Below are 16,069 nucleotides of genomic sequence, written 5' to 3'. Positions count from 1 at the left end.
GCTCTCCCTTCTCCGGCCTGGACGGCGCATATGACCAGCTATCCCTTCGTCACCCTCGACGTGTTCACCGACACCCGCTTCGGCGGCAACCCGCTGGCCGTGTTTACCGACGCCCGCGGTCTGACCGACGCGCAGATGCAATCCCTTGCCGCCGAGATGAACCTGTCCGAGACCACCTTCGTTCTGCCGCCGCAGGACCCGGCCAACACCGCCCGCGTGCGGATCTTCAACCGCACCGCCGAGATGCCGTTCGCAGGCCATCCGTCGGTCGGGACCGGCTGGACGCTATCTCAGATGGGCCGGGGCGAGGCCCTGCGGCTGGAAGTTCCGGCCGGCATCGTCGAGGTCAGCATCGTGGACGGCGGCGGCGTCATCGCCGCGCCGCAGCCCCTGTCGCTCGGCGAGCCTTTGCCCCTGGATGTGACGGCCGCCTGCGCCGGGCTGTCGCCGGACGACTTCGTGACCGCCGGCCACGCCCCCGTCGAGGCCTCGGTCGGCGTCGCCTTCGTGTTCGCCGAGGTGACGCCCGAGGCGCTGACCCGAGCCGCTCCCGACCTCGCCGCCTTCAAGCAGGCGGCGATCGACTACCCGCACTTCGGCGACCGCCTATCGCTGCACCTCTACGCCCATGATGGCGAGGGCCGCCTGCGAGCGCGGATGTTCGCGCCCAATTCCGGCACGGTCGAGGATCCGGCCACCGGCAGCGCCAACGCTACCCTGGCCGCTCTGCTGCTCTCGCTGACGGACAAGGAGACCGGCGCCTGGGACATCATCCAGGGCGTCGAGATGGGCCGGCCCTCGAAGCTGCGGGCCAGCGCCCGCCGGGCCGCTGACGGGGTGCGCGCCACCATCGGCGGCGGCTGCGTGCCGGTGCTGCGCGGCGAGGCCAGCCTCGCCTAACGGCACGATGGTGGGATTTCGCGCGGAAAACCTGCCGACGAGGCGCCGATAGCGCCTCGCCCTGCCGATAGCGCCGATGGGCGGTTAGGCGGCCGCCTCGGGTCCGCCGAACCGCTCCAACCAGGCGGCGACCTGGTCGTTCTCGACCTTCTTGAACAGCACTTCCGGGGCCGCGACCGTGCGGCCGGCGGGCAGGATGTCGAGCACCGCGGCGCCCTCGCCGGTCGGCCAGACGCCGGGGAACGGCTCGCCCACCGCCAGCGCGATCTTCTCGCAGGCAAAGGGAATAAAGGGTTCGGAGACCTTGGCGAACAGCGCCACCAGGTTCAGCCCGGTGCGCACCACCACCGCCGCGCGCTCCGGGTCGGTCTTGATCGCGGTCCAGGGCGCGGCCTCGGTCAGGTACTGGTTGCCCAGCACCCAGAGCTGCCGCAGGGCGGTGGTCGACTTGCGGAATTCGCGCGCTTCCAGGAGCTCGGTGAGCTCGGCGAGCTTGGCGCCCACATCGGCATATAGGCGGGTTTCCAGTTCGGCAGGCGCGCCCCCTGCCGGTACGACACCCTCGAAGCGGGTCTCGGTGAACTTCAGGATTCTATTGACGAAATTGCCCAGGACGTCGGCCAGGTCGGCGTTCACCTGCGCCTGGAACTGTTCCCAGGTGAAGGTCGAGTCCGAGGTCTCCGGGGTGTTGGCGGTGACCCACCAGCGCCAATAATCGGCCGGCAGCAGCTCCAGCGCGTGGTCCATGAAGACGCCGCGCTTCTGCGAAGTCGAGAACTTGCCGCCGTAATAGTCCAGCCAATTGAAGCCCTTAAGCTCGTCGACCAGCTTCCAGGGGGCGTTGTCCGCCGGCGTCCACGAGCCGTCCGCCTGCAGCCGCTCGTTGATCCCGATCAAGGTGCAGGGGAAGCCAACCGTATGAAAAGGCACATTATCTTTGCCCATGAACTCGACATAGGTGACGTCCGCCGCCTCCGGCCCGCGCCACCAACGTTCCCACTCGGAATCCTCGGCCGGACCGCGCCCAGCCTCGGCCGCACGGGCGTCGGCCCATTCCCAGGTCGCGGCGATGTACTCGATCGGCGCATCGAACCAGACGTAGAACACCTTGCCCGCCAAGCCTTCGATGTCGGGCGTCTTGCCTTCGGGGTTGGGGCCCCACTGCCAGGCGTTGACCGGCACGCCCCACTCCAGGTCGCGCGTGATGCCGCGGTCCTGCAGCCCTTCATCCAACCATTTCAAAGCGATGGAGGTCACCAGCAGCGGCCACTGCCCCTTCTTGCCGTCGATCCACGCCCGGAGCCGATCCGAGAACAGGCTCTGGCGCAGGAACAGGTGCTTGGAGTCGCGGATCTCGATGTCCTCGGACCCCGACACCGCCGAGCGCGGATGGATCAGGTCGGCCGGGTCCAGCACCCGCGTGCAGTTCTCGCACTGGTCGCCGCGCGCCGCCGTGTAACCGCAGTGCGGGCAGGTGCCGATCACGTAGCGGTCGGGCAGGAAACGCTTGTCGGCGTTGGAATAGACCTGCTGGGTGATCCGCTCCTCGATGAAGCCCGCTTCCCAAAGCTGCTGGGCGAACCGCTGGGTCAGCTTGTGGTTCTGCGGCGAGGACGAACGGCCGAAGTGGTCCCACGACAGCCCGAACTGGCGTCCCAGGTCGTGCTGCACCTCGTGCTGCGCGGCGCAGAAGGTCGCCGGATCCTGGCCGGCTTCGGCGGCAGCCAGCTCGGTCGGGGTGCCGTGTTCATCCGTGGCGCAGATGTAGAGCGTCTCGCGGCCCCGCGAGCGTTGGAAGCGCGCATAGACGTCGGCCGGCAGCATGGAGCCCGCAAGCGTTCCCAAGTGCTTGATCCCGTTGATGTAGGGCAAGGCCGAGGTGATGAGGATGCGGGACATGGATGCTCTCGAAATGAGGAGGAGCGCGGCTTATAGGGCGCCCGCGCCGCGCGCTAAAGCGGTCCCTTGAACACGAACAGCGCGCCCACTGCGATGAATCCGAAGCCGACGGCGTGGTTGAGCGTGAACCGCTCCCCTAGATAGGTGATTGAGAACACTGCGAACACCGCGAGCGTGATCACCTCCTGCATGGTCTTGAGCTCGGCCGGCGAATAGACGGCGCGTCCAATCCGATTGGCCGGCACCGCCAAACAGTATTCGAAGAAGGCGATCCCCCAGCTGACCAGGACCAGCAGCCAGATCGGCCGATGCTCCACCTTCAGGTGTCCATACCAGGCGAACGTCATGAACACGTTGGACGCCACCAGCAGCAGGATCGGTGCGATCGTCGCCATACTGAAGGGCACTAGGTAATCTCCTTGCGCATTAGCACTTAAATTCCGACGCCTTGGCCCTATAAGCTGCACTCCTGGCGAGTGGGAGAGCGGGATGAAGAGTTGGACAAAGACTCTGGGGGTGGCGGCGGCCTTGCTCCTGAGCGTGAGCCTGGCGGCGTGCGGCCAAGGCGGCGGCGGCAAACCCCAGACGCTGAAGATCTACAACTGGTCAGACTATATCGACCCGGCGATCCTTGCTGACTTCACCAAGGAGACGGGGATCAAGGTGCAGTACGACACCTTCGATTCCAATGAGATCCTCGAGACCAAGGTCCTTCAGGGCAACACCGGCTACGACATCGTCGCCCCGTCGAACCACAACATCCCGCGCTACATCACCGCCGGCGCGCTCGCCACGCTCGACAAATCCAAGCTGCCCAACAACAAGAACCTGTGGTCAGACGTCATGACCCACATGGAGCCGTTCGACCCGGGCCAGAAATACACCGTGCCCTATATGTGGGGCACCATCGGCATCGGCTACAACGTCAAGGAAGTCGCCAAGCGCCTGCCCGGCGTGAAGATCGACAGCTGGGCGGTGGTCTTCGATCCCGCGAACCTGGCCAAGTTGAAGGACTGCGGCGTCTACTACCTCGACGCTTCGGAGGATATGTACGCCGTCGCCCTCAACTACCTGGGCAAGGATCCGAACTCCGAGCACGTCGCCGACTATCAGGCCGCCACCGAGATGATGGTCAAGGCGCGGCCGTTCGTGCGCAAGTTCCACTCCTCGGAGTATGTCGAGGCCCTGGCCAACGGCGACATCTGCGTCGCCATCGGCTACTCCGGTGACATCCTCCAGGCCAAGACCCGCGCCGTCGAAGCCAACAACGGCGTCGAACTCGCCTATGTCATCCCCAAGGAAGGCAGCCAGGTCTGGTTCGACGTGTTCGCCATCCCGGCCGACGCGCCGAACCCTGAGGCCGCGTACAAGTTCCTCGACTACATGCTGCGCCCCGAGGTGATCGCCAAGGCGTCGAACTACACCCAGTACGCCAACGCCAACCTGCCGGCGACGCCGATGGTGGACGCCTCGGTTCGCGGCGATCCGAACGTCTATCCGACGCCGGAGGTGTTCAGCCGCCTCTTCGTGACCACCACCAAGGACCAGGATCTGCTGCGCGAGGTGACGCGCATGTGGACCCGGGTGCAGACCGGACAGTAGGAAGCAGGGTCGATGACCGAGCGCTCCCGCCCGCGCCTCAATATCGGCGCGGTCCGTTCGACCTTCGCGCCATGGGCCGACCCGACGGCCAAGCCCTTGGTGCGGTTCGAAAAGGTGGTGAAGCGCTTCGACGGCGAAACCGCCGTCAATGGTGTCTCCCTTGACATCTATCCGGGCGAGTTCTTCGCCCTGCTCGGCCCGTCGGGGTGCGGCAAGACCACCCTGATGCGCCTGCTGGCCGGCTTCGAGACGCCCGACGAGGGCCGGGTTCTGCTCGCCGGGGAGGACCTTGCGGGCAAGCCCCCGCACGAACGGCCGGTCAATATGATGTTCCAGTCCTACGCGTTGTTCCCGCACCTCAGCGTGGAGCGAAACATCGCCTTTGGCCTGAGGCAGCAAGGCATGGACAAGACGCAGATCGCCGATCGCGTGAACGAGATGCTGGATCTGGTCAGGCTTCAGGGTCTGGCCAAACGCAAGCCGCATCAGCTCTCCGGCGGCCAGCGCCAGCGAGTCGCCCTGGCCCGCGCCATCGCGCCGCGACCCAAGATGCTGTTGCTGGACGAGCCCCTCGCGGCTCTGGACAAGAAGCTGCGTGAAGAGACCCAGTTCGAGCTGATGGCGCTGCAACAGCAGCTGGGAATGACCTTCCTGATCGTCACCCACGACCAGGAAGAGGCCATGGTCACGGCCGACCGGATCGCGGTGATGCGGGCGGGCGAGATCGTGCAGATCGGCCGTCCGGCCGATGTCTACGAGGCGCCCAACTCCCGCTACGTGGCCGATTTCATCGGCGACGTGAACATCTTCGAAGGCAAGGCCGAGCTGGCGGACGGAACGACAGTCCGCATGTCCAGCAGCGAGTCCCCTCAAGGCTTCGACGTGGTCGAGGACGACCGCATTGAGGTCGGCGCGACCGCTTGGCTGGCCGTGCGCCCCGAGAAGATCCAGGTGCACCTGGACGAACCCCCGCCCGGCCCGAACCGGATCGCCGGCAAGGTCGCGGACATCGGCTATCTCGGGGACTGGACCACCTATCTGGTCGAGCTTGAGAGCGGCCGGACCATCCGCGCGGCCCGGGCCAACGCCTCGCGTTTCGTGGATCGGCCCGTCGACTGGGACGACAATGTCTGGCTGACCTTCGCCCGCGACGCGGGCGTGGTGCTGACCCAGTGAAGCGCCGCGGGGACCGCACGGCGCTGGCCGCCGCCGCGCCGTTCCTGTGGCTCGGCCTGTTCTTCCTGTTCCCGTTCCTGCTGGTGGCCAAGCTATCGCTGTCGGAAACGGCGCTGGCCATGCCGCCCTATGCCCCGCGCATCGACTGGTCGGCGGGGTTAGCCGGTATCAGGACCTTCATCGCCGGCCTGGATTTCGAGACCTACGCCCGGCTGACGTCCGACCGGCTCTACATCGTCGCCTATCTCTCCAGCCTGAAGTTCGCCACCGTCGCCACCTTCATCCTCCTGCTGCTGGGCTACCCTCTCGCCTACGCCATGTCGCGCTGCTCGCCGGGGATTCGTCAGGGGTTGCTGATGGCGGTGATCCTGCCGTTCTGGACCAGCTTCCTGATCCGGGTCTATGCGTTGATTGGCATACTGAAGCCCGAAGGCCTGCTGAACGTCGTGCTCCACTCCGTGGGCCTGCCGAGCGTCGCCATCCTCAACACCGACACGGCGATCTATATCGGCCTCGTCTATGCCTACCTGCCGTTCATGGTCCTACCGCTCTACGCGGTGCTGGAACGCCAGGAGCACGACCTCCTGGAGGCGGCGGCCGACCTCGGCTGCACGCCCCTCCAGGCCTTCTGGCGCGTGACCTTCCCGATCTCGCTGCCGGGCGTGGCCGCTGGATCCCTGCTCTGCTTCATCCCGATGGTCGGCGAGTTCGTGATCCCCGACCTGCTGGGCGGCTCCTCGACGCTGATGCTGGGCAAGGTCATCTGGACAGAATTCTTCGCCAACCGCGACTGGCCGGCCGCCTCGGCCGTGGCCATCGTGCTGCTGTTCACCCTCGTCGTTCCCATCGTCCTCTACCAGCGCCAGCAGGCCAAACTGATGGAGGCTGGGCGATGAAGCGCGGGCTGACCTGGTTCAACCTCACCGCCCTGATCGTCGGCTTCGGCTTCCTCTACCTGCCGATCGTGCTGCTGGTGATCTACTCGTTCAACGCCAGTCGGCTGGTGACGGTGTGGGGCGGGTTCTCCACCAAGTGGTACGCGTCGTTATTCCGCAACGAACAGCTGCTGGACGCCATCTGGGTCACATTCAGGGTCGGGCTGATCTCGGCGACCATCGCCACCATCCTGGGCACATTTGCAGCCGTAGCGCTGGTGCGGGCCGGGCGCTTCCGCGGCCGGACGCTCTTCTCTGGCATGGTGTTCGCCCCGTTGGTGATGCCCGAGGTGATCCTTGGCCTGTCGTTGCTGCTTCTGTTCGTCTCGCTTGGCCTGCCGCGCGGTTTCTGGACGGTCACGGTGAGCCACGCGACCATCACCACCTGCTACGCCGCGGTGGTCATCCAGGCCCGTCTGGCCGCCTTCGACCGCCAATTCGAGGAAGCCGCCCAAGACCTGGGATGCCCCCCATTCAAAGCTTTCTTCCTGGTGACCTTGCCCAACATCGCCCCGGCCGTCGCCGCCGCCTGGATGTTGGCCTTCACCCTCTCGCTCGACGACCTAGTGATCGCCAGCTTCACGTCCGGCCCGGGCGCCACGACGCTGCCGATGCGCATCTACAGTCAGGTGCGGCTGGGGGTCAGTCCTGAGATCAACGCCGTCTCGACCCTGCTGATCGGCATGGTCGCGACGGGCGTGATCGCCGTCTACCTGTTCCAGATGCGCCGGCGCAAAGCCGACGCCTAGAGCGTCGGCACGCGGTCGAACCAGGGCCGCGCCTTCTCCAGTTGCCCCGCCAGGCGGAACAGCAGCGCCTCCTCGCCCATCCGCGCAACGAACTGCATGCCGATCGGCAGGCCGCCCTTGCTCTGGGCCAGGGGCACGGTCATCGCCGGTTGGCCGGTGTTGTTGAAGGCCTGGGTGTTGGGCATGAAGTGGAACAGGCGCTGGGTGTATTCGCGCACGTTTTCGGTCAGATGTCCGACCGGAATGGCCGGGCTGCCCAGGGTCGACAGAAGCAGCACGTTGTAGCGTTGGAACAGGCCCGCCACCGCGCGGCCGTAGGCATGGATAGCCGCCAGTCCGCGGACGTAGTTCGCGCCTGAGACCTGCTTGCCGCGCTGGTACATCAGCCAGGTCAGCATCTCGACTTCGCCCTCGACGACCGGCCGCCCGCGCCGCTCGCCCTCGGCGTCGAGGGTGGCGGCAATGCTGGCCGCGATCACATCGCCGGCCCCCTGCTGCATGGCGGCAAGATCGCCGGGAACCTGCACCTCCTCGACAATGTGGCCTAGGCTCTCGCAGAGCTTCGCCGACTCCAGCACCGCCGCTGCACACTCCGGATCGAGCCCGCTCGAGGCCAGGGCCGCTGTGGTGAAGCCGATGGCCAACCTCCCAGGGTCGCGATCGACCTCCTCGAAGAACGGCCGCTCGGGAGGCGCCAGAAAATAGGGATCGCCGGGCTGCGGCTGGCAGACGATGTCCAGCAACACGGCGCTGTCGCGCACCGATCGGGTCACCGCGTGTTGGATCGAGGCGCCGCCCCAGCCCTCACCCGTCGGGGCGAACGAGACCCGCCCGCGAGAGGGTTTCATGCCGAACAGGCCGCAGGCCGAGGCGGGCGTGCGGATCGACCCGCCGCCGTCGCTGGCGTGAGCAGCCGGCACAATGCCCGCGGCGACCGCCGCGGCAGCCCCGCCCGATGATCCGCCCGGTGTCCGATGGACGTCCCATGGATTGCGGCAGGGGCCGAACAGGACCGGCTCGGTCACCGGCATCAGGCCGAATTCCGGGGTGTTGGTCTTGCCGAAGGTGACCAAGCCCGCCTGCTTGTAGGCGGTGACGATGGCGCTATCGGAGCTGGCGGTGATGTCTTTGAATACCGCTGAGCCGGCGCTGGTCGGCGAGCCGGCCAGCTGTGCGCCCAGGTCCTTGAGCAGGAACGGCACGCCGGCCAGCGGTCCGCTCCAGATGTGGCGCTGCACGTCCTGGCGGCCCCACTCGGTGAGATCCATGGTGACCGCGTTGATCTTCGGATTGACCTCGGCCATCCGCGACACCGCGGTCTCGAGCAGTTCCGAAGGACTGACCTGGCCGCTGGAGACCAGGCCGGCCAAGCCAACGGCGTCGTGCCTGCGATAGTCCTCGAAGTTCATCGGTGGCCTCCCGTTGTCGTTTTCGACAAGGGAGCACGAGGGCCAGAGCGCGCCAAGCCCCGGCTCGGTCGGATCGTCGCCTCAGACCATCCCGACGTGCTCGACCGGCGCGCCCTTCATGGAATGGGTCTGCTGCACAGGCAGGCCGTCGGCTTCGAACTCAGCCTTCAGCTCATCCTTGCGGACGGCCATCTGGCGGCCCAAGGCGTCCATATCGAGGCCAGCGTCACGGGCCTGGGCGAACATGCCCTCGGAGCGCATCTCCTCTTCCTTGACGTGATGCTTGATCTCCTCTGACAGCACCTTGACCTTGGCGTCGTAGAAGGACTCGTCCGGCTCGCTCTCGCTCAGTTCGGCGATCAGCATCTTGGCCCCGTCGTGCTCGACATAGGCTTCGTCCAAGGTGTCTTCCTCGACCTTCCCGCGGCAGGCCGGGTAGAAGATCTCCTCCTCGATCATGGTGTGGACGGTCAGCTCCATGCAGATCTGCCGAACCAGCGCAGCCTTGCGCGCCGGGCCACGGGCCTTCTCGAAATCCTCAAACAGACCTTCGACCTTGCGGTGATCGGCCTTCAGCAAGGCGATGGCGTCGAGCGCAGTGGTAGTGGTCATGGGGTACTCCTAGGGAGGTGTCGACGCACCCGCGCCGAAAAAGGGTCAGACCCTCAATCCCAGGGCGCGAAGACGGTTCCTCTGTCGGGAGTCCGACGGGGCGATGGTGCCGGCTACAGGAATCGAACCCGTGACCTTCGGTTTACAAAACCGCTGCTCTACCAGCTGAGCTAAGCCGGCCCCTGCGACGCGCAACGTCGCCGCGGGACCGATGCCACGCCCCGCCGCCGCTGCCAACCCCCCGCATCTGGCACGCCTATTGCGACGCTCCCCTCGTCCACCTGGACAGAATCCCATTTGGAGACTCACAAATGACGACCAAGACGAAGACTCTGCTGGTGGGCGCAGCTTTCGCGGTCGCCGCAGCGCTCGGCGCCGGTTCGGCCAATGCCGCCAGCGTCGTCAACGGCAGCTTCGAGTCGGGTGTGAACCCGGGCTCGTTCATCACGCTGGGTCACAACAGCACCGGCATCGACGGCTGGACCGTCAAGGGCAACGGCGTCGACTATGTCGGCTCCTACTGGCAGGCCGCCGACGGCGTCCGCAGCGTCGACCTCTCCGCGCTCAACGGCGGCAGCATCCAGCAAACGATCGATACCGTCGTGGGCCAAGCCTACAAGGTCACCTTCTGGCTGGCCGGCAACCCGGACGGCGGTCTGGGCGACAAGTTTGTCGCGACCTCGGTCAGCGGCGACTGGGTGAACAGCTTCACCTTCAACGTCGGCGCCGGCAACACCAAGGAGAACATGGGCTGGAAGGAGTTCAGCTACATGTTCACCGCGTTCGACACGACGTCGACCCTGGTGTTCAACTCGCAGACCCACACCCCATACGGCCCGGCGCTCGACAACGTTTCGATTTCGTCGGCTGTCCCGGAACCGGCCACCTGGGCGATGATGATCGTCGGCTTCGCCAGCGTCGGCGGCATGGTCCGTTCTTCGCGCCGCAAGCAGGCTCTCGCCTTCGCCTGATCGCCTACAGGCACTATGAAGGACGCCGCCGGTCATCAGGCCGGCGGCGTTTTTCGTGTTCGGAAGGTCCAGTGACCAGCAAGCCCATCGAGATCTTCATCGACGCCGACGCCTGCCCGGTGAAGGACGAGATCTACAAGGTCGCCCAGCGTTACGGCCTCAAGACCTGGGTGGTCTCCAACGCCTTCATGCAGATCCCGCAGTCGCCGCTGGTGGCGAGGATGATCGTCGACGCCGGCCCCGACGCCGCCGACGACTGGATCGCCGAGATCATCGCGCCCGGCGACGTGGCGATCACCAATGACATCCCGCTGGCCGAGCGCGTGCTGCAGGCCGGCGCCCACGCCCTGGCCGCCAACGGCAAGCCCTTCACCGAGAATTCGATCGGCGCGGCCATCGCTCAGCGCGCTCTGATGGAGCAACTGCGTTCCACCGGCGAGATCCTGGGCGGACCCAAGCCGTTCGACCGCAACGATCGCTCGCGCTTCTTGCAGAGCCTGGACGAGACAATCCAGAAGGAACGCCGACGCCGCGCCTTGCAACGCGGCGGCGCATGACTAGCTTGCGGTCACGTTTGTTAGCCAAGGGGTTCGAGACAATGCGCAACGCGACCATGCTGACGCTAGTGGGGGCCTGCGCCCTGCTCGCCGGCTGCGGCCAGGGCGGCGGCGAGAAGTCCCCCGCGTCGCCGGCCGCCACCGAGGCCGCTGCGCCGCCCGAGCCCACGGCTGCCGAGAAGCAGGCCCTGCTGTCCAGCCTGCCCGCACCCTACAACACCGCCGACATCGAGAACGGCAAGATGAAGTTCGGCATGTGCCGGTCGTGCCATACGATCGTGCCGGGCGGCGCGAACCTGACTGGCCCCAACCTGCATGGTGTGTTCGGGCGCAAGGCCGGGACCCTGGAAGGCTACAAGTACTCCGACGCAGTCAAGAACGCCGGCTTCAACTGGGACGCCGAGCATTTGGACAAGTGGCTGGCCCAGCCGCGCGACTTCCTCCCCGGCACCAAGATGTCGTTCGCCGGCCTCAAGACCGAGAAGGATCGTGTGGACCTGATCGCCTATCTGAAGGTGGAGACGGGCTACAAGCCGCCAGCGTCGTGAGACGCTAACTCTCCAAAACATCAACCTTGACGAGAATATGGAACGGCCGCAGGATCATGCGGTCGAGGCTGCGCTTGCATCTGTCAGCCGAGATCCTGCGCCGGCGCCTGTGACACCCCCTTGTCGCAGCCGGCGCCACCCCGACAACTCGCCTCCCCCGCTGGGGGAGGCTTTTTCGTTTGTGAGATAGACGTCTCGCCTATTCGGCGGCGTTGGCGGCCCGGGCCTGTTCGGCCTCTTCGAAGGCCTCGATGCGGCGGGCGGTGGCCTGCGGCGACTTCGTGAACCGAGCCAGCATGTTGTAGAACACCGGCACGATGAACAGGGTCAGCAGGGTCGAGAAGATGGCCCCGAAGAAGATGACCACGCCGATGGTCTTGCGGCTGGCGCCGCCGGCCCCGCCCCACAGGATCAGCGGGATGGCGCCGGCCGCGGCCGAGATAGAAGTCATGATGATCGGACGCAGGCGCAGCGAGGCGCTTTCGATCACTGCCTCGCGGATCGACAGCCCTTCGTCGCGCAACTGGTTGGCGAACTCGACGATCAGAATGCCGTTCTTGGCCGCGATCCCGATCAGGATGATCAGGCCGATCTGACTATAGGTATTGATGGTCGAGCCTGCGATCAGCAGGCCGAACAGCCCGCCCAGCGCCGCCACCGGCACGGTCAGCATGATCACGCCCGGGTGAATCCAGCTTTCGAACTGGGCGGCCAGCACCAGGAACACCAGCAGCAGAGCCATGCCGAACGCCAGGCCCACGGCGTTGCCCGCTTCCAGGTAGTCGCGGGCCATGCTGCCCCATTTCACCTGCGGACCAGGAGGCAGCTTGGCGATTTCGCTCTCGAAGAACTTCACCGCGTCGCCGACCGGGTAACCGGGATTGAGCTGGGCTGTGAGGGTGACAGACCGCAGGCGGTCGACCCGCGCACGGTCCGGGGTGTCCCCACGGATCTCGGTGGTGACCAGTGTCGAGAGAGGGATCAGCTGGCCCGAGTTCGCCCGGACATAGAGATTGCCGATGTCCTGCTCGGTCTGGCGCTTGTCGCGATCGGTCTGCAGGAGGACATCGTACTCCTGGCCGTTCTTGATGTAGGTCGTCACCCGGCGGGTGCCGAAGTTGCTCTCCAGCGCACGACCGACCGCCTGGGCGGAAACGCCCAGGGTCGCGGCCTTGTCGCGGTCGATGCTGACCAGCACGCGCGGGCTGGTGGGTTCATAGTCCAGCCGCGCCCGGGACAGGCCGGGATTTCCCTCCGCCGCGGTCAGCAGCGGTTTGATCCAGGCGGCGATCTGCCCGTAGTCGTCGCCGACTGCGATGACGTCGACGCTGTTGCCGCCGCCACCGCCGCCGCCGCCGCGCTGGAAGGCGGGCCGCACCGAGGCGATGGCGCGCACCGAGGTGATCGACGACAGTTCGCGATTGAGCTCGGCGGCCAGGTCGTTGGACGTGATCTTGGCGTCAGGCCCCAAGGTGGTGTTGCCGAAGCCGCTGTTGAACTGGGTGCCGCCGAACCGCGGCACGCCGATGATGTAGCGGGTGGTGACGCCTTCTTTCAGCAGCTCCTGCAGCCGGGCCTCGACCTGCTTCACCGCCTTCTGGGTGTAGTCGTAGCCCGCGCCTTCCGGCCCGATAATATTGATGTCGACCCGGCCGCGGTCTTCCTCCGGCACCAACTCGCGCGGAAGCACCGTGAAGAGACCGCCCGCACCGACCGCCAGCACGGCGACCAATGCGCCGGTGGCGATAGTCGCGCTGCGCCGGCCCAGCAGCCACTCCAGCGAGGCGTGATAGGACGAGCGCAGATTGTCCATGCCGCGATCGACATTGCGGGCGATGAAGCCCTCGCCATGCGCCGGCCGCAGCAGTTTGGAGGCCAGCATCGGCGAGAGGCTGAGCGCCAGCAGGGCCGAGAAGGCCACGGCGGCGGCGATGGCCACCGCCAGCTCGACGAACAGCCGGCCGATATAGCCAGGCAGGAACATCAGCGGCGCGAACACCGAGATCAGCACGATGGTCGTGGCGACCACGGCGAAGAACACCTGCCGCGCCCCGCGCTGGGCGGCGACGATCGCCGGCTCGCCGTCGTCGATGCGGCGCTGAATGTTCTCGACCACCACGATCGCGTCGTCGACCACCAGGCCGATCGCCAGCACCAGGGCCAGCAGGGTCAGCAGGTTGAGCGAGAAGCCAAGCGGGGCCAGGACGATGAAGGTCGAGAGGATGCAGATCGGAGCGACGACCGAGGGGATCAGCGCCGCGCGCCAAGTGCCCAGGAAGATGAAGTTGACCAGCGCCACCAGGGCCAGGGAAATGCCCATCGTGATCCAGACTTCCTGGATCGCGTGCGCGGTGAAGACGGTGTAGTCGACCGCCACCTCCAGCGACGTGCCCTTGGGCAGCGACTTGTTCAGTTCCGGCAGCAGGTCGCGGACGCCCTTGGAGATCTCCAGGTCATTGGCCTGGGACTGGCGGGTGATGGCGATGCCGACTTGATCGCGGCCGTTGGACCGGAAGCTGCGGCGCGGCTCGTCTGGCCCCTCCTCCACGCGGGCGATGTCGCCAAGACGGGTGACATAGCTTTGGGTCGCGTTGCCGGTGGCCGCGACGGTGCGCGCGCCGGACGGCGTCACCGGCAGCTCGGCGAACTGCGCGGGCGTCGAGTAGCCGCGAGCGACGCGGATGGTGAAGTCCTTGTCCTTGGCTTCCAGCGAGCCCGCCGGAAGCTCGAGGTTCTGGCTGTTCAGCGCGGTCTCGACGTCGTCGACGGTCACGCCGCGAGCCGCCATGGCGTCCGGATCGAGCCAGATGCGCATCGAGTAGAGCTGGCTGCCGCCGACATTCACCTGAGCCACGCCCGGGATCGTCGAGAACCGCTCGACCAGATAGCGCTGGGCGTAGTCGGATAGCTGCAGCCGGTTCAGGTTCGTCGACGCAAACGAGACGAACATGATCGGCGAACCATCGGCGGTCGCCTTGGCGATCTGCGGCGGGTCCGCCTGCAGCGGCAGGTTGGCCGCCACGCGGCTGACCGCGTCACGGACGTCGTTGGCCGCATCATCCAGGTCCCGATCGAGCCGGAAGGAGATGTTGATGTTCGAACGGCCGTCGCGCGACGAAGAGTTGACGCGATCGATACCCTGGATGCCGGAGATCTGGCGCTCGATCACCTCGGTGATCCGCTCTTCCACGACCTCGGCGGAGGCGCCGCGATAGGTGGTGGAGATCGACACCACCGGCGGGTCGACGCTGGGCAGCTCGCGCACCGTCAGCGAGGCGAACGCCGCCAGACCGACCACGCAGAGAATGATCGCCGCGACCGCGGCGAAAACGGGCCGGCGGACCGAGATATCCGACAGCATCATGCGCCGGGCCGCGCGCCGCGCGCTCCTGGCTGAAGGCCGGCCTCGGCCTCACGCGGGCCTTGGCTCGCCTGCACCCGCACCGGCTGGCCGGGTTGGATCTTGTTCAGTCCGTCCGCCACGACCTGTTCGCCAGATTGTAGTCCATCGCGGATCTCAACCAGACCGTCCTGACGCACGCCGGTCAAGACCGGACGCTGTTCGGTCTTGGTCTGCTCGCCCTCGCGCTTCAGCACATAGACGAAGGCGGAGTCGCCTTGGACCGACACTGCGGCCTCAGGAACGGCCACCACCTGGCGCTGGCCGCGGGCGATGGCGATGCGCATCATCATGCCCGGCTTCAGCTTGCCGCCGGGATTGGGAAATTCGGCCCGCGCGGTGATGGCGCGGGTGCGTTCGTCGATCCGCGTGTCGAGCTTCTGGATCTTCCCGTTGATCGCTTCGCCCGGGTAGGCGTCGACGCGGGCCACGATCGGCTGGCCTTCGCGGACCGACGCCAGGTAGCGATCCGGAATCTCGAAATCGACCCGCACGGCCGAGACGTCGTCGAGGGTGACGACCGGCGCGCCTGGATTGATCAAGGCGCCGGCCGTGATGTCCGACAGACCGACGACACCGGCGAACGGCGCGCGAATGGTGCGGTCCGCCTCTCGCGCCCGGGCCGCGTCCACATCTGCCTTGGCGGCCAGATACGTCGCCTCGCGCTGGTCGAGTGCGGTCTTGGAGGCGAACCCCTGCGCGGCCAGCTGCTTCCAGCGATCGAAGTCACGCTGCGCCTGCACCAGTCGCGCCTGCGCCTGCGCCAAGCCGGCCGACTGTTCGGTGGACTTCAGTTCGACCAGCACAGCGCCCTTGGGCACGAACTGCCCGTCGCTGAAATGGACCTCGTCGACCAGCTGGGTCGCCGCGGCGCTGAGCGTTACGGACTTGCGGCCCTTGGCCACCCCGATCACGTCGATGGCGTCGGTGAAGACCTTCGACTGGGCGCCGACCAGCGAGACCGGCGTCGGACCGCCCATGCCGCCCATTCCGCCTCTGCCGCCGCCAGGGCGACCGCCGCCGCCGGGACCGCCCGGGCCCTTCTGTGCGGCCATGGCGCCGCCGGGGCCTCCATGAGCGTCTTTCTTGCCCAGGGTCAGCTTCCAGCCGCCCGCGACCACCATCAGGGCCAGGATCACAATCGCGCCGACGAGGAAAAAGTGGCGTCGTAACAAGTCGCGGAAACTCCTGGGCCTAACTCCAGAGTGGAGTTGGAAAACAAATGAATCGAAGCGGGTCTTATGGCGACGACATAGGCGCCGTCCAGTGACAGAACGATGGCTTTGCGTGTCGGTCCTGAAATAGAGCGCC

14 protein-coding genes and 1 tRNA gene are annotated in these 16,069 nt (G+C 66.6%); 8 read left to right on the top strand and 7 right to left on the bottom strand.

What is annotated here, in order from left to right; genetic code table 11:
- Positions 1-30: 30 nt before the first annotated feature.
- Positions 31-900, top strand: coding sequence for a PhzF family phenazine biosynthesis protein (locus AC1DQJ_RS14990; RefSeq protein ID WP_477604662.1), 870 nt, complete (start codon positions 31-33; stop codon positions 898-900).
- A gap of 84 nt (positions 901-984) precedes the next feature.
- Here the strand turns inward: AC1DQJ_RS14990 and metG are convergent, their stop codons facing one another.
- Both metG and AC1DQJ_RS14980 read right to left on the bottom strand, forming a co-directional pair.
- On the bottom strand, positions 985-2,799 hold the full coding sequence (metG, locus tag AC1DQJ_RS14985; RefSeq protein ID WP_477604660.1) for a methionine--tRNA ligase: 1,815 nt from the start codon (positions 2,797-2,799) through the stop codon (positions 985-987).
- A 53-nt stretch (positions 2,800-2,852) separates the two neighbouring features.
- Positions 2,853-3,194, bottom strand: coding sequence for a DMT family protein (locus AC1DQJ_RS14980; protein WP_477604776.1), 342 nt, complete (start codon positions 3,192-3,194; stop codon positions 2,853-2,855).
- 94 nt (positions 3,195-3,288) lie between these two features.
- On the opposite strand from AC1DQJ_RS14980, the gene AC1DQJ_RS14975 reads away from it, so the two are divergent.
- Genes AC1DQJ_RS14975 through AC1DQJ_RS14960 form a run of 4 tightly spaced genes read left to right on the top strand, consistent with a single transcriptional unit; the run spans position 3,289 to position 7,261 of the window.
- A complete protein-coding gene (locus tag AC1DQJ_RS14975) occupies positions 3,289-4,401 on the top strand; it encodes a polyamine ABC transporter substrate-binding protein (protein WP_477604658.1) in 1,113 nt (370 codons plus the stop codon).
- A gap of 12 nt (positions 4,402-4,413) precedes the next feature.
- Complete coding sequence (locus AC1DQJ_RS14970; RefSeq protein ID WP_477604656.1) at positions 4,414-5,577, top strand: ABC transporter ATP-binding protein; 1,164 nt, start codon at positions 4,414-4,416, stop codon at positions 5,575-5,577.
- On the top strand, positions 5,574-6,473 hold the full coding sequence (locus tag AC1DQJ_RS14965) for an ABC transporter permease (protein WP_477604654.1): 900 nt from the start codon (positions 5,574-5,576) through the stop codon (positions 6,471-6,473). The genes AC1DQJ_RS14970 and AC1DQJ_RS14965 overlap by 4 nt, the downstream gene beginning before the upstream one ends.
- On the top strand, positions 6,470-7,261 hold the full coding sequence (locus AC1DQJ_RS14960) for an ABC transporter permease (RefSeq protein ID WP_477604652.1): 792 nt from the start codon (positions 6,470-6,472) through the stop codon (positions 7,259-7,261). The genes AC1DQJ_RS14965 and AC1DQJ_RS14960 overlap by 4 nt, the downstream gene beginning before the upstream one ends.
- On the opposite strand, the gene AC1DQJ_RS14955 is transcribed toward AC1DQJ_RS14960, so the two are convergent.
- From AC1DQJ_RS14955 to AC1DQJ_RS14945, 3 genes are all read right to left on the bottom strand, one after another.
- A complete protein-coding gene (locus AC1DQJ_RS14955) occupies positions 7,258-8,670 on the bottom strand; it encodes an amidase (protein ID WP_477604650.1) in 1,413 nt (470 codons plus the stop codon). The two genes, AC1DQJ_RS14960 and AC1DQJ_RS14955, sit on opposite strands and share 4 nt — an antisense overlap.
- A gap of 81 nt (positions 8,671-8,751) precedes the next feature.
- Positions 8,752-9,282 carry a hemerythrin domain-containing protein gene (locus AC1DQJ_RS14950; protein ID WP_477604648.1) on the bottom strand — a complete coding sequence of 177 codons (531 nt, stop codon included), beginning with the start codon at positions 9,280-9,282 and terminating at the stop codon, positions 8,752-8,754.
- Positions 9,283-9,386: 104 nt separating this feature from the next.
- Positions 9,387-9,462, bottom strand: a tRNA-Thr gene (locus tag AC1DQJ_RS14945).
- A gap of 131 nt (positions 9,463-9,593) precedes the next feature.
- Between AC1DQJ_RS14945 and AC1DQJ_RS14940 the strand changes: the two genes are divergently transcribed.
- The 3 genes from AC1DQJ_RS14940 to AC1DQJ_RS14930 all read left to right on the top strand — a co-directional run bounded on the left by AC1DQJ_RS14940 (position 9,594) and on the right by AC1DQJ_RS14930 (position 11,358).
- The gene (locus AC1DQJ_RS14940) at positions 9,594-10,253 is read left to right on the top strand and encodes a choice-of-anchor C family protein (protein ID WP_477604646.1); all 660 of its coding nucleotides are present in this window, start codon (positions 9,594-9,596) and stop codon (positions 10,251-10,253) included.
- Between the two features lie 71 nt (positions 10,254-10,324).
- A complete protein-coding gene (locus AC1DQJ_RS14935; RefSeq protein WP_477604644.1) occupies positions 10,325-10,810 on the top strand; it encodes a YaiI/YqxD family protein in 486 nt (161 codons plus the stop codon).
- Between the two features lie 41 nt (positions 10,811-10,851).
- A complete protein-coding gene (locus tag AC1DQJ_RS14930) occupies positions 10,852-11,358 on the top strand; it encodes a c-type cytochrome (RefSeq protein ID WP_477604642.1) in 507 nt (168 codons plus the stop codon).
- A 199-nt stretch (positions 11,359-11,557) separates the two neighbouring features.
- Here the strand turns inward: AC1DQJ_RS14930 and AC1DQJ_RS14925 are convergent, their stop codons facing one another.
- Complete coding sequence (locus tag AC1DQJ_RS14925; protein WP_477604774.1) at positions 11,558-14,719, bottom strand: efflux RND transporter permease subunit; 3,162 nt, start codon at positions 14,717-14,719, stop codon at positions 11,558-11,560.
- Positions 14,719-15,933 (bottom strand): efflux RND transporter periplasmic adaptor subunit, encoded by a 1,215-nt coding sequence (locus tag AC1DQJ_RS14920; RefSeq protein ID WP_477604640.1) that lies wholly within the window; start codon positions 15,931-15,933, stop codon positions 14,719-14,721. The genes AC1DQJ_RS14925 and AC1DQJ_RS14920 overlap by 1 nt, the downstream gene beginning before the upstream one ends.
- Between the last annotated feature and the right edge of the window lie 136 nt (positions 15,934-16,069).

It is taken from the genome of Phenylobacterium sp. P4_E10, from assembly GCF_056401675.1.
Note: the sequence above shows the minus strand (reverse complement) of the source record. Positions and strands in the feature narration are given on the sequence as shown.